Annotated in this window: 12 protein-coding genes; 4 read left to right on the forward strand and 8 right to left on the reverse strand. The window is 51.6% G+C overall.

Annotation, left to right across the window (positions count from 1 at the left end; genetic code table 11):
- Nucleotides 1-38: 38 nt before the first annotated feature.
- The 3 genes from Q1A69_RS01855 to Q1A69_RS01865 form a co-directional block, all read right to left on the reverse strand.
- Entirely contained in the window at nt 39-818 is a 780-nt protein-coding gene (locus Q1A69_RS01855; RefSeq protein WP_299580236.1) for an enoyl-CoA hydratase, read from the reverse strand.
- A gap of 387 nt (nt 819-1,205) precedes the next feature.
- Nucleotides 1,206-2,126, reverse strand: coding sequence for an arginine deiminase family protein (locus Q1A69_RS01860; protein WP_299580239.1), 921 nt, complete (start codon nt 2,124-2,126; stop codon nt 1,206-1,208).
- A gap of 78 nt (nt 2,127-2,204) precedes the next feature.
- Nucleotides 2,205-3,452: a Zn-dependent hydrolase gene (locus Q1A69_RS01865; RefSeq protein WP_299580242.1), complete on the reverse strand. Its 1,248-nt coding sequence runs from the start codon at nt 3,450-3,452 to the stop codon at nt 2,205-2,207.
- A 128-nt stretch (nt 3,453-3,580) separates the two neighbouring features.
- Between Q1A69_RS01865 and Q1A69_RS01870 the strand changes: the two genes are divergently transcribed.
- Both Q1A69_RS01870 and Q1A69_RS01875 read left to right on the forward strand, forming a co-directional pair.
- The gene (locus Q1A69_RS01870; protein WP_299580245.1) at nt 3,581-3,787 is read left to right on the forward strand and encodes a tryptophan 2,3-dioxygenase family protein; all 207 of its coding nucleotides are present in this window, start codon (nt 3,581-3,583) and stop codon (nt 3,785-3,787) included.
- Between the two features lie 331 nt (nt 3,788-4,118).
- Nucleotides 4,119-4,265, forward strand: a complete 147-nt coding sequence (locus Q1A69_RS01875) for a hypothetical protein (protein ID WP_299580248.1) — start codon at nt 4,119-4,121, stop codon at nt 4,263-4,265.
- A gap of 95 nt (nt 4,266-4,360) precedes the next feature.
- On the opposite strand, the gene Q1A69_RS01880 is transcribed toward Q1A69_RS01875, so the two are convergent.
- Both Q1A69_RS01880 and Q1A69_RS01885 read right to left on the reverse strand, forming a co-directional pair.
- Nucleotides 4,361-4,783 (reverse strand): biopolymer transporter ExbD, encoded by a 423-nt coding sequence (locus Q1A69_RS01880; RefSeq protein WP_299580252.1) that lies wholly within the window; start codon nt 4,781-4,783, stop codon nt 4,361-4,363.
- A 186-nt stretch (nt 4,784-4,969) separates the two neighbouring features.
- The gene (locus tag Q1A69_RS01885) at nt 4,970-5,422 is read right to left on the reverse strand and encodes a methylglyoxal synthase (protein ID WP_299580255.1); all 453 of its coding nucleotides are present in this window, start codon (nt 5,420-5,422) and stop codon (nt 4,970-4,972) included.
- A 268-nt stretch (nt 5,423-5,690) separates the two neighbouring features.
- Between Q1A69_RS01885 and Q1A69_RS01890 the strand changes: the two genes are divergently transcribed.
- Both Q1A69_RS01890 and Q1A69_RS01895 read left to right on the forward strand, forming a co-directional pair.
- Nucleotides 5,691-6,095 carry a hypothetical protein gene (locus Q1A69_RS01890; protein WP_299580258.1) on the forward strand — a complete coding sequence of 135 codons (405 nt, stop codon included), beginning with the start codon at nt 5,691-5,693 and terminating at the stop codon, nt 6,093-6,095.
- 1,356 nt (nt 6,096-7,451) lie between these two features.
- Nucleotides 7,452-8,321: a hypothetical protein gene (locus Q1A69_RS01895; RefSeq protein WP_299580261.1), complete on the forward strand. Its 870-nt coding sequence runs from the start codon at nt 7,452-7,454 to the stop codon at nt 8,319-8,321.
- 68 nt (nt 8,322-8,389) lie between these two features.
- On the opposite strand, the gene Q1A69_RS01900 is transcribed toward Q1A69_RS01895, so the two are convergent.
- Genes Q1A69_RS01900 through Q1A69_RS01910 form a run of 3 tightly spaced genes read right to left on the reverse strand, consistent with a single transcriptional unit; the run spans nt 8,390 to nt 13,758 of the window.
- Nucleotides 8,390-9,382, reverse strand: a complete 993-nt coding sequence (locus Q1A69_RS01900; protein WP_299580264.1) for a phosphoribulokinase — start codon at nt 9,380-9,382, stop codon at nt 8,390-8,392.
- Nucleotides 9,383-9,406: 24 nt separating this feature from the next.
- Nucleotides 9,407-12,559 (reverse strand): efflux RND transporter permease subunit, encoded by a 3,153-nt coding sequence (locus tag Q1A69_RS01905; protein ID WP_299580267.1) that lies wholly within the window; start codon nt 12,557-12,559, stop codon nt 9,407-9,409.
- A gap of 2 nt (nt 12,560-12,561) precedes the next feature.
- Nucleotides 12,562-13,758: an efflux RND transporter periplasmic adaptor subunit gene (locus tag Q1A69_RS01910; RefSeq protein WP_299580270.1), complete on the reverse strand. Its 1,197-nt coding sequence runs from the start codon at nt 13,756-13,758 to the stop codon at nt 12,562-12,564.
- Nucleotides 13,759-13,810: the final 52 nt, after the last annotated feature.

The following is a 13,810-nucleotide window of genomic DNA, read 5'->3' on the forward strand; positions in this document are numbered from 1 at the left end:
TCTGTATCAAAAAAATGGCCGCTTGCGCGGCCATTTTTTTAATCGAACTTAGAGAAATCTGCAGACCGCTTTTCCATAAATGCGGTTGCCGCCTCTTTAAATTCTGCAGAGGTTAAACGATCCTGGAAATGACGCCCCTCTTCCTTAATAAATTCAAGTCCCTTTTCCTGAGTCGCCCGACGCAGTAACTGCTTGGATAAACGTACTGCGGCCGGTGCCTTGGCTGCCAGCTGGGCGGCCACTTCACGCGCCCGTACAATTGCCTGCTCCGGCTCCACGGCGGCATTGCAAATACCAATATCCACCGCTTCCTGCGCCGAAAACTTTTTGCCCAAAAGCAATAATTCAGAGGCTTTGGCATGACCGGCAATACGGGGCAGCAGGTAGCTGGAGCCGTACTCAGGACAGAGCCCCAAATTGACAAAAGGCATCTGGAACATTGCATCGTGCCCGGCAAACGACAGATCACAATGCAACAACATAGTGGTACCAATACCCACCGCAGGGCCATTCACGGCAGCGACCACTGGCTTTGGAAAGTTGTAGAGGGCACTCATAAACTGAAAAACAGGAGAGCCCTCACCCTCAGCAGAGCCACTGAGGAAATCCGTCAAGTCATTACCACTGGTAAAAATACCCTCGGCACCGGTGATAATAGCTACGCGAATCTCACTATTATTCGCAGCACTATTCAGTAGCTCTGCCATGGCGGTGTACATGACCATGGTCAGGGCATTCTTGCGCTCCGGACGATTGATAGTAATTTCTAGGATACGCTCATTTACCTGGGCCTGAATTTCCGCACACGCGCTTTGCATAATGTTCTCCGGGTTGGATTCATTTGGGACTGAGAGACTGCCGCTGTTGGCCTAAAGCAGAGTTGCGCGTGGACGCAAAACGCCTGTTATAAATACCGGGACACAAATCAAAACATCGCTTGTGACATAAGCTGCGAATAGGTTTGATTGCAGCTAATTCACACTAAAGTCCCGCAGGGGCCCGTGAAGGGAAGCAACTTTGAGCCCGTTAGTTTGCACTTCAAACGCTTTTAAACCGGTAAATAGCCGCGAACCACTCATTACAGGCGATTCATATTAACCGCTATCCCCACTTAGGCGAGTTCATAAACAACCACATTCGTTGACGGGAATAGCCCGGTGAAGTCCGATCACCGAGCTAAACAGGCGCTATTCAACTTCATCCAATTAAAACTTTGCTGCCGAGTACCTGCGCAAGGGTTGACACATGCAGTGCACGCCACCACCACCAGGAGTGATCATCGAGATATCCGGGTCAATAACCTCGAAGCCATGGGCACGACATTTTTCAGCAAGATCTGTATTGGCCTTCGGCAGCATCACACGGTCGTTGCCCAGGGCCACTACATTAACCCCCAGCTCTAGAACTTGCGGGAATGGAATATCGATAATTTCTATATTGCGACTCTTAAACCACTGCACCAGTTCCGGCTCTACCGCATCGACACAGATTGCCGCCAGTTTTTCAGCCAGCATCGCAACCATGACATCGATATGCAGGAAGAAGGGATCAAACTGGTAGCCTTTTACCTCCCAGCCCTCCTTTTCCACCCAGCGCTTCATCTGCGCAAAACCTTGGGGACTGGTGCGCTCCCCGGAATAACCGCACAAAATCACGCCCGGCTCCAGCACCATAAAATCGCCACCTTCTAGGGAGCCCGCAGTGATTACATCGTAAATGGGAATATCCAGTTCCGCATATTTCTTTATGATCGGAGCCCACTCCCCCCGACGCCAGGGGCTGTACATCTGAGTCACAATTGGCCCCCAAGGCGTCATCACTGAGGAATCACGTCCATAGATCTGGTAAGGCAGGCTGCTATCCGCTGGGATGAGATGAGTGTTGACCCCCGCTTGACGATAGGCGTCCAGCATTTCCCCGTGCTGTGCCTCAGCCACTTTATGGTCGAACTGCATTCCCAGGCGCTCTGCACGGCGGGCACTGGCATTCCCCGTGCGCCAGCTAAAATTATCCACAGGACCGATAAGTACATCGCGCAGCACGCCGTACTCTGAATCCATCCCCCAGTTTGTAAGCGGAGTTGTACCGCCGTTATCCTTGCGGTACTTCAAAGTAAATTCACTCATCTGATTTATCCAAATCTCTTCTCATATAGGGACTCAGCCATCTCGGCAGAGCGCGCTCAATATTCTCTTTTGCCGGTATCAACCCAGCTCCGCACTATTGAGCATCGAGTGTAATAAGACATTACAACCGGCTTCCAGATGACCCGGCTCGGCCGACTCTGCCTCATTGTGCGAAAGCCCACCTGCACAGGGCACAAAGATCATCGATACCGGGGCAACCCGGGAGACATAAACGGAATCGTGTCCGGCTCCGGAAACCATCTTGCGATGACTGTAGCCCAAACTCTGTACCGCACTATCCACCGCTTCGATGCAACCACTATCAAAAGCCACCGGCGGTGAGAACCACTCCTCGCGAATATCAACGGCAACACCGCAGGCCTCCTGCACTTGTTTCGCCACCCGGTAAAGGGTGCGGTGTAAGTGTTCCAACCCCTCCGGCGTCGGGTGACGTAAGTCGAGTGCCAATACAACTTTTTCCGGCACCGTATTACGGCTACCCGGCGACGCGCGCAGGTCGCCACAGGTAATTCGAGCATCTTCGGAGTAAGCCCTAACTTCTCCGTAGAGCATTTCGCACAGCCACGCCATAGCTTGTACCGGGTCGCGCCGATCTTCCATCGGAGTGGGCCCCGCATGGCAGGGGGTCCCAAAGAAAATCACATCGTACCAGCGGATTCCCTGAACACCGGTTACGACACCTATCACCTGATCCTGCTTTTCCAGAATGGGCCCCTGCTCAATATGCGCTTCGAAAGCCGCTTTGATTGGTGTTGGCTGAACCGCTTCATCCCCCAAATAGCCGATGCGCTCCAGCTCTTGCCCAATGGTGATCCCAGACTTATCCATACGACTGTGGCCATACTCGAGGCTAAATTCCCCGGCCCAAACGCCTGATCCAACCATGGCCGGAGAGAAGCGAGCGCCCTCCTCATTGGTCCACACCACCACTTCCAGCGGCGCTTTGGTCTGGACCCCATTATCCACAAGGGTGCGCAGCACTTCGAGACCGGCCAATACACCATATACCCCATCGAACTTGCCGCCAGTCGGCTGAGTATCCAGGTGCGATCCAGTAATTATCGCAGGCAGGTTATTGTCGGTACCGGCCCGGCGGGCAAAGATATTACCCATGCGATCCACTCGGATTTCACAGCCAATTTCCCGGCACCAGCGCACGAATAGATCGCGCCCTTTGCGATCCTCATCGGTTAGTGCCTGCCGATTACAGCCGCCGGCAGGGGTTGCGCCTATTTCAGCCATTTCCATCAGGCTCCGCCAGAGACGTGCGCCGTCGATACGCAATTGTTGAGGGGGATTTTCCATTCAATAAACTCCGGACCTAATATTCAGGATCATACTAATCACTTTGCCAAAAGATATGTTTTGATCCTGGCAGATTAAAGAGAGCATTATTTCGCCACTGATCAAAACTCGACCAATAAATCGCTTAAATGACGTTCACCTATCGCTCATACCTGAAAATAGACGAACTTCTGGAGTGCCAGAACCCACTATCCAATGGCCCTGAGCACGATGAACTTTTGTTTATTGTGATACACCAGAGCTACGAGCTGTGGTTCAAGCAGATGTTACATGAACTGGACTTCTGGTGTGGCTGTACAATACCGGCGGTCACAACCGCGCCCTGCACACCCTAAAGCGGATGAATACGATCTATCGTTCCCTGATCCAATAAGTGGATATCCTTGAACCCCTGACGCTACTCGCGTTTCTCTACCAAGCCAAAGATCCAAAAAACTGAAACACTATAACCGCGCTCATGCCTTTGCCGGCGTTTTTCTAAGCGCCTGGAAGCTCCGAACTTAGGGGACACATTCCTGAAGCTTCTGCCTGAAGAGCGGCACCAGGTAACCCAGAGTGCACTGGACAGGGATTTTAGCCAAATTGCCAAACCCTTTCCCGAGGCTCAGAAAATACAGGTCGATATCGACTCCGCTTTGCCGCAGTGGCGCTATCGCGCATGTGAAGATGGTAAAGCGGACAATAGGCAGTAAAGGGGGTACAAGGGGATCAAGTGGTTTGGGCTACCTGCAGAGCAGCCCGTACAAAGCGGTTTTTGCGGACCTTTGGGCAATCGTGCCGAACTCTGACAAACCCAAGGAAGGTGCGGTCTGAGGCAATAAATATACAGCGGCTGCAACACAGCCTTAGGTCATACAGACATAAAAAAAGCCAGCAATTTGCTGGCTCTTCTCTCTGCAGTGGCGGGCTTACTTCTCGAAAGGTACCAGGGATACCTGAATAGCCGGGCTCACTTCCTTCGCAGCATCTGCGATCTGCACATAGGTGTCCGCACTGGACTTGTTGTGTGCACGCACAATCACCATAGCCTGAGGGTTCTCGGCGTACAGCTGGGCGATACGAGCGCGAACAGCACGGCTGTCAATGCGACTGCCAGCCAGGCTAATATCATCGTTAGCGTTTACCACCAACAGGATGTTCTGTTTGTCAGTATCGGGCGGGGTGTCCTGAGTCTGATTCGGATCAGGTACATTTACGTCCAACGCTTTCTCTTTAACAAAGGACGCCGTTACGATAAAGAAGATCAACATGATAAACACTACGTCCAGCATGGGCGTGAGGTCGATATCCGCCTTTTCCTCTTCTACGGCCTTTCCGCGTCGTCTACTCATAAAACACCGTGCAGTTATCAAATACCAAGGGTGCCGGTTTAACCGGTCTCATCTGGTGGGCAAGATTGCCGCGAATCGACAGGCATTGCAAGCACAACCTATAACCAGGGGAAATAGTCCTTTAAAATCAACAAATTACAAAGTTACCCTCAGGCAACCAGATCATTTTTTAACCGAAATGTCCGACTAGCGCTGCTCCAAGTAATTCTGATAATCCGGCACTTCCCGGTCAAATGTCCGCTCCATTAGGGACGACTGAATCATCATATCGGCACTGCTCGAATTACAGGCAACAGGGATATTCCAAACCGCCGCAATACGCAGCAACGCCTTCACATCCGGGTCATGGGGCATGGGTTCAAAGGGGTCCCAAAAGAAGACCAACAGGTCCACCCGTCCCTCAGCAATACGCGCTCCCAATTGCTGGTCTCCCCCTAAAGGACCGCTCAATAATTTCTCTACCTTTAAGCCAGTAGTCTCTTCTATCTTGCCGCCCGTCGTGCCTGTGGCCAGCAAGCTGTGTTTTTCCAGCAACGAACGGTGCCTAAGGCACCACTGGATCATGGCTTTCTTGCGATTATCGTGGGCTACCAGAGCGACACGTTTACTCGCGGGCAGCGCCTTAAAAATATATTCCATGCAAACCTCAGTACAACGTTACGCCTTTGATCTTACGCCTTTATAGTATCCCAACCTCATAAAACTTGTTCTTGATGCCCCCAGCAAGCCCGCGCGAATAGCACCAAGAAACCTCAGAATAAATCGGAAATTCGTCTGCAGCCCTCAATAACTGCTTTCGAAGTCCTCTCTATTAGGGATTTATTCTGAGAGACCTAAATTGCTACCCACAGAAATGTATTCACCCCGGTATAATGTAAAAAATCTCGTACCTAAATAAGGAGTGAATATGAGTGTAGGGGCCTGGGAGCCACAGGTGGGTGGCCAGCAAGAAGAAAACCATCGGGAATTCGACCGGGATCAACTGCAGAGGCTTATTAGTGCCGCTCTATCTGATAACGCCCTGAGCGGCGCACTGAAAGAGGAAGACTTAAACTCTTCTCAGCTTATCCGCCTGCCTGCACAACAGTGGCTAGAGGAAAGCCAGCATTGGAACAACGAGCAGCTGTGGCAATTAATACGCTTCTTTACCATTGCGGAAATGGAATTGCCCGGTTGGGACGCCGGAGCTGAGTCTGCAGTCATTCCCTTGGCCAAAGAACTTCGCAAACGCAAAGCCCCTCTGCAACGCGAACAACTTCTCTGGCTGCGCCAACATTCCAATAATCGCTATCTACCTTACGGGCCACTATAGCCGGCCGAAACAACAAGACTCGGTGATGGAGTCCTAAAACACTCTATCACCAAAGTCTTCATGTATTGCCATCAGATCCTGTAAACGGTACACCGTATTCCCCAAACCTCGATAACTCCGCAGCCTCAATTACCGGTTTCAGCCTGCTCCTCCACTATCGATAGTGAATCGCCAGCCAACGTTAATCCTTTCCCATAGACCTCCTCGGGAATCATTCGCGGCAATCGTCAAGTTACATATTGGATACCGATCCATGACTATCACATGCTGTAAACCATAAAGGACCAACCGTTCTAAAATAGAAATTTGTCACTAGATAGCAAAAGGCACTTATTCAGAACGGCTGGGCTTAAATCAAGTTGCGCAAACCAAAGCTATTCTCCCCCTAAATACTCAGCGAATACCCACTAACTTTTTCCAATCCACTTAAAAGCTTAAACGGCCTCTAAATAATTCCGTGGTGCCTCTGGCTTTCAGAGATACCCAAATCTGTAAAGGCCGTCACAAAATTTGTTTCGCTGGCCTCTAGGCAACATAAAGTCATCCAAAATCGGCTGCAACCGGAAAATAGCCCTATAGATAAAATGGCTATGTCTGCAATCAAGCCTCTTACGCTCCCAGTTGAGGGACCGATGAATACATGGAAAGCTTTATCGAACACCGAGAGGCTACAACACCCGCATAGAAAATGCGGGGGAGCTGGAGTTATTGGAGGCTCTTTAACTACAAAGCGAATCGAGCAGGCCTGTTTTTGCCCAGCCTCCGCCTAAAAAAACAGAAATACGGCATTACAACTTGAAAGCCTAGTTAACGACACCCTCATTCGTGGGGCCACAGACAACCGTCGATTACTGTCCGTAAAGTTTTGTTAACCCGATTTCCCCCATCTAAGCAAGGAACACCGGTCAATATTCCGCTAAAGTCACAGCCACAAATACACACCACTCGTTAATCGCTCACGTAAAAAAGCACCCGTCAATAATCCATAGAAAATCACTCAACTATTCACTTGTATTTACACATACCGGTTAACTCTCTCCGAGATAAAAAACACACTTTTACTGTTCGACACTCGCGACTCCATCTTGGAAAGCTCTCCATTTGGGCCTTTAAATTGGAAATATATAAAAAAAAACCATTTTTTTTACATTAAATAGCAAAAATCCCCATAAAACACTTGCATTTAGGTATGCAAATAAGCTGCAATTAGCGCCGCTCACTTGGGGGGACTCACTATCAATTGTTTTCTGCCGAAAACAGGCGTCTTCGGCGGTGCATTTCACCGTGAAGATGGCTGAGAATAATTGATAGGAATGCCCCCATTTAACAAAACAATACTTTTTCAGGGATATTTAAATGGCTACAAAAAAAGCACCTGCAGTCGCCACTAGCGATGTTGCACAAATGGAAGCGGAGCTGCGCTCCCTTACCGCCAAACTGGAAACTGCCCGTCTCAAGCAAGAGAAGGACACAGCCGCTAAAGCAGAAAAGTTGGCAAATAGTGCCAAGAAAGCTGCAGCGAAAGCGAAAGCAACTCAAGATAAAGTTGCTACCGTACGCGCTAAGAAGAAAACCCCCGCACAGCAAAGCCAGCTGAAAAAAGCTCGCGAAGCTGCCGCAGAGGCCAAAACAGCCGCTGCTGAGGCCAAGACTGCCGCTGCAGAAGCTAAAGATGAGCTGGCAACCCTTAAAGCGGCCAACAAGCTTGCCGCTAAAGTCGCCAAGATTGTCGCCAAAGAAGAAGCGGCAATTGCCAAGAAGCTAGCCGCTGACGAGAAGAAAAAAGCTGCAGCTGAAGCCAAAAAAGCTGGCGCTACTGCCAAAAAGAAAAAAGCTACTACCGCAAAGAAAAAGCCTGGCCGCCCAGCCAAGGCTGCTAGTGCCGCGAAAAAGCCCGGCCGTCCGCCCAAAGCTGCTACCACTGCCTCTGAAGAATCCAAAAAGAAGCCTGGCCGCCCCGCTAAAAGCGAAGAAGCCAAGAAAAAGCCTGGTCGTCCCAAGAAAACTGAAAGCGCAGCCGCAGCAACTGAAGCTGCTCCTGTAAAGCGCGGCCGCGGCCGTCCGCCTAAGGCAGAAATCGCGAAAAAGAAGCCCGGTCGCCCGGCTAAAAGCGAAGAAGCAAAGAAAAAGCCTGGGCGCCCCAAAAAAGCTGAGGCCGCAGCCCCAGCAACAACTGATGCTGCTCCTGTAAAGCGCGGTCGCGGTCGTCCGCCCAAGGCAAAGTAACACAGCCTATTAGCTGGAGCCCCTGCTTCAGCTAACTAGACCCCGGCAAGTCCGGGGTCTTAGCCCCCTCACTCTCCACGCCCCCTGCTAAGCCAGCTCCCTTGTACACGGTGGTCCTCCCCTAGGAACAACACACAATCTGCCCATGTGGGCATATCAAGCATCAGATTTCGCGTTATCCGCTCGTAGTGCTCAATAAAGCGGTCCAACTCAACATCTTGCATCCCCGCCCCAGTCCGATCACGCAATTTTTTCTCTTGTAGTTTACGCCACATAAAAATAGCCTCCATACCTGGCGCGCGCAGCATCACCATAGTATCTATCCAGTTAAACAACTCACGGTAGGGTCCCTCCAGCTGCCGGTTGATAAACTCTCTCCAAACCCCAGAAGCATCTTCCGATCCCTCCAATGAATTAATAGGCTGTAAAGGGGTTGCCGATGGCCTTGCCCCAAGGCACCAACCTTCAAGCAGGACAATATCTACCCTTCCTTTATGCACTGGCCATAAATCCTTGGGCACCCTTTCATCCTTCGATTTATCAAAACGTGGTAGGGGTATCCGGGATTGCTCATTGGATTTACAAAGCGCAGCTAAAGTCTCCATGCCCAATGGCACATCGTGAGTACCCGGTACTCCGCGAGTGCGCAAAAGCGGGTGAATTTCGTGCGAGAGTTGACGTCGCTGGGACTGAGTCAGGTAGATATCGTCCAGGGAAAAGGTGCAACAGTTGAACCCCAGTTGTACAAGAGCTTGGCCAATAAACTCGGCCAACGTGGATTTACCCGTGCCCTGGCCACCACTAATTCCTACAACCAAAGTGTTGTTCGTTTGATGACTCTCAGCCAGCCATATTGCCAAAGGTAGGTAATAGGCCTCTATATCCCGATAAAATTCTGCCGGCAACCGGTGCTGCTGAATAAAGTCCTCAATCATCGAGCGCAGCCGTCCTTCGGCGAGTCTACGGCTGCGACCGGTAATTTCTCCCGGCCAGTGATTCATCCCCATAATTTCCGTCCAGACAAAGAAACGGGGGCTATAGCCCCCGAAAGTTGTGATCACAAAACCTATTCACCCAAGCAAAATTTACTGCATTTGGGAAGTTGCCATATTCCTCCAGGAAAATTTCTCCCGCAAATGCCCCGGCAAAACTAAAAGCACCGGGGTCACCAATAGTGTGAGCAGCGTGGAAAAGGACAAGCCATATACAATCGCGCTAGCTAGCTTGACCCAGAATGAAGCGATTACACCGTCGACCACAATATTTCGCCCCACCATATCCACACTCACCCCGAGAGCAAGTGGCAACAAACCCAGAATGGTGGTCGCGGTGGTGAGAAATACCGGACGCAACCGTTGGGTGGATGCCTTGAGTGCCGCCTGTGCCGTAGTAAGTTCCGGCTCACTCTTGCGCACAAAGTTGTAGGTATCAATCAATACAATATTGTTGTTAACCACAATGCCCGCGAGCGCAACGATTCCTACCCCGGTCATAATGACACTGAACGTACTTTGGCTGAGCAACAGACCCAGAATCACACCAATCGTCGACATAATTACTGAAGACAGGATCAACAATGATTGATAAAAGCTGTTGAACTGAGTCACCAGCAGGATAAACATCAGAAATAGAGCAAGCAGAAAAGCAACGCCTAAAAACTGAAAGGACTCACTCTGTTCTTCATCGGCGCCACGAAAAAGTAGCTCCACACTCGGATTTACCGGATTTTTCTCGAGCCAAGCCCGTATTTCTTTCACCTTATCATCCGGCAGTATTCCCTCCTGAGCATCGGCTTTAATCTGCATGCGGGTAATACCATCAATCCGTTCAATCTTGTCCACTTTAGGCATAGCCGCCTTGTGTACAAAACTGCTGATGGGTACGGTGCCGCGAGGAGTATTTACCTTGAGTTGATCCAGCGCAGCGATACCTCTAGCACTTTGTGGATAACGAATACGGATATCCACCTCCTCATCGGTATCATCGGGACGATATTCCGCTACACGCACACCATTGGTGACCAGCTGCACCGCACGCCCGACTTCGGTAAGGTCTGCCCCATAAAGTGCCGCCTTGGCGCGATCCACCCGCACTTCCCATTGAATACCCGGTAGTGGAGCGGTATTGACAATATCCCGCAAACCATTGAAATCATCTTCCATGGCCCGGTGCAAACGCCAAGTTTCCGCCAATAGTTGCTCGTAATCCTGTCCGCGCAATTCCAACACAATATCCTTACCCACCGGCGGCCCACCCTCCATAACATTGGCTGTCACCTTGATGCCGGCAAAATCGGCTGTGCGCGAGCGAATATCCGCAAAGACTTCACGGCTGCGTCGCTCGCGCTCTTCAGCGGGTAATAATTCCACCAACATATTGGCAATCTGATCTGGCGCGCGATCAGAGTTCCCGGAAATACCACCGGAACCAATGGTCGTATGGGCAATTCTTACTTCGGGAATACTGAGAACGGCTTTTTCCACCTGAGCCACAAGGACCTTCTTTTCCGCCATGGACAAATTGCCCTGGGCCCGTATCTCCACATTGCCGTATTGCTCTTCGGTTTCTGTAAAAAATTCAACCCCGGCCCCATAGCGACCAAACGCAATAAAAATGGCAACCAGTAGGAAAATGGTGGTGGCAAACGCCATGGCTGGACGCCGGAGAACAAATGCCAGTAGGCGGGCATAGTAGCCAGTAATTCCCGGCAATTTCGTGGGCTGCCCCTCCTCTAACTGTTTTAGGTAACTGCGTGTTGAGGAGGTCAGGTTACTCTTACCGAAAAGAGAGCCCAACACCGGGGCAAAAAAGAGCGCGTATAAAAGCGATCCCGCCAATACCGCAAATACGGTAACCGGCAGATAACGCATAAACTCTCCAACGACCCCCGGCCAGAGCATGATCGGCAGAAAAGCGGCGAGCGTGGTCGCCGTAGAGGCCACCACCGGCCAAAACATCCGGCTGACAGAAGCGATGTACGCGTTGCGGGCGGACATGCCCTCCGCCATCTTGCGATCGGCAAATTCGGTGATCACGATGGAGCCATCGATCAACATGCCGAGAGCCAGCAACATGCCGAACATCACCATAAAATTGAAAGAGTAACCAAGATACCAAGTGACTATAGAGCCAAATAACAGTGAGAACGGCACCCCCAGCCCCACCAAGATACCGGAGCGGAAACCTAGTGCCGCCACCACAATAATCATGACCAGCAGCATCGCGGTGAGAATATTGCCCTGCATCTCACTGACCATATCCCGCGCAAAATTGGATTGGTCGAAGACAAATTCCACATCCACACCGCGAGGCAGCGCGCCCATCTCTGCCAGCACTACCGCTCTAACCCGGTCGGCCACATTGACAGAGCTGGCGTCGTTGCGCTTTTCAACATTAATCGCCAGGCCGGGGCGACCGTTGATACTGGTATAACTCACCGCATCCTTAAAGGTGCGTCGAATATCGGTGACATCGCCCAAGGTCACCACTCCATCTGTGGAATTTTTCAGGGGGATCTCATAGACATCTTGTGCGTTCTCGATCAGGCCCGGAACCTTGACGGAAAAACGCCCCCGATTCGTATCCAACTCACCCGCTGGAATTAACAGGTTATTACCCAGTACCGCATTGATCAGCTCGGCACTGGTGACCTGATAGTGTTCCAGGCGCACGGGATCAATAATTGCTTCAACCACCTCCTCGCGATTCCCGTGTAAATCCGCACTTAGCACATCACTGATATTTTCAATTTTGCGCTTTAGCTGTTGGGCACTGCTGAGTAATACCCGCTCGCTGACTTTTTCTCCCGAAAGAGTAACCACAATCGTGGGAAAAGGTTGGGCCGATGCCTCTTCAACCACTGGCTCCTCCGCATCTCGCGGCAATTGTGCGCGGGCACGTTCCACGGCGTTGCGAATATCATCTACCGCATCATCCACATCAATCGCAGAGTCAAATTCCACCACAATATAAGCCAGGGACTCGCGGGCTACCGCAATCACCTCGACAACGCCCTCCACTGCGCGGATTTCCTGCTCCAGGGGACGGACCAGTAAACGTACTCCATCCTCGGGGGAAATCCCCTCATGGGTCACCTGGACCATAACAAATGGTGGATTTACTTCAGGACTGGACTCAATCGTCATAGCGCCACGAGCAACAAGCCCCACCAAGACAATCAGTAACATCAGGCAAATAGCACTGCGATTGCGCTCAATCGCACTCTCCAATAATTTCATCGCTATTTGCCCTCTTGTGGGGATTGCTCCTGGGAAGCGGGCATTAATACCGGCTCGGGGGCAACATCGAAAGGCAGGGACGGCTCCTCACCTTTTGGCTCGGGGAAGTACATATCGACACGAACAATATCCCCCTGACTCACATATTCCTGACCGACGGTAATCAGTGTGACCGGGTCCGGAAGACCACTCACCCAAACACCCTCCTCACCATCACCTACCAGAGTGACATTAATAAAATGGACCTGGTTATTCTCGTCGAGGGTACGCACACCCAGAGTCCCACGATCATCCAGCGTCAGCAGAGAAGAATTTATGTAGTGTGCCAGCACTTCCCCAGTGGGTAGGGCCAAGCGGCCACTCAATCCCCCGCGCAGTAGAATACCGGGATTGTTCACCGCCACTTCAACCCGGTAGGCCCGGGTAATCTCTTGGGCCTGCTGGCTGATATAGCGCAGTTTGCCCTGCACAGGAATACCCCGCTGTAACTGCGCACTGGCGGGACCCGCGGGAATCAAGTTGCCCACCTGGTTTTCCGAAACCTCGCCAACCACCAGTAACGGGTCCAGGTCCAGCAGGGTCGCGCACTCTTCTCCCCGCCGGATAAAGTCACCCAGCTCCACGGCACGCTGATTTACGACGCCATCGAAAGGTGCGCGGATTTTCAGGTTATCCACCATCACCTTCGCCTGGGTAAAATCCGCCCTCGCCTGAGCCAGAGCCACCCCCTGTTGGGCCATGGCTGTATCCGACTGCAGCCCTTTTTTCTTCAAGCGCTCGGCGCCGGTATAGTCCAGCTTCGCTTTATGCAGTGCCGCTTTGGCGAGGGCCAGTTTTTCCAGGCGGTCCTCTGCCTCAATTTCACAAATCACCGCCCCCTTTTGCACCAAGCTGCCCTCAGGAACTGGAAGCCGGGAAATAACACCGTCCAATTCCGCTCTCAGGCGCACACTGCGATTTGCTTCGGTATGGCCATTGACCAACACCCGCGTTGCATAGGACTGTGCCTCGATGCGCCGGGCCTGAACCCGCATCGCAACCTCCGAAGCAGGCCCCTCTTTTTCGTCGCTCACGGCACTGTTGCTCTTTTCCTCCTCTGGCAGCACTACCCCACTGAATAGCCAGACAATGGCCAGCAGGGTGACGAGCAGAGCGATTCGATAATTTCGGTTAGACCAGATAGATACCAGTGCACGCATAAATAGAAACCTGTGAGGCACAAATAAAGCTGCCGGCAAAAGCGCTGGGCGG

This window comes from uncultured Microbulbifer sp. (assembly GCF_947498635.1).
Lineage (GTDB): Bacteria > Pseudomonadota > Gammaproteobacteria > Pseudomonadales > Cellvibrionaceae > Microbulbifer > Microbulbifer echini.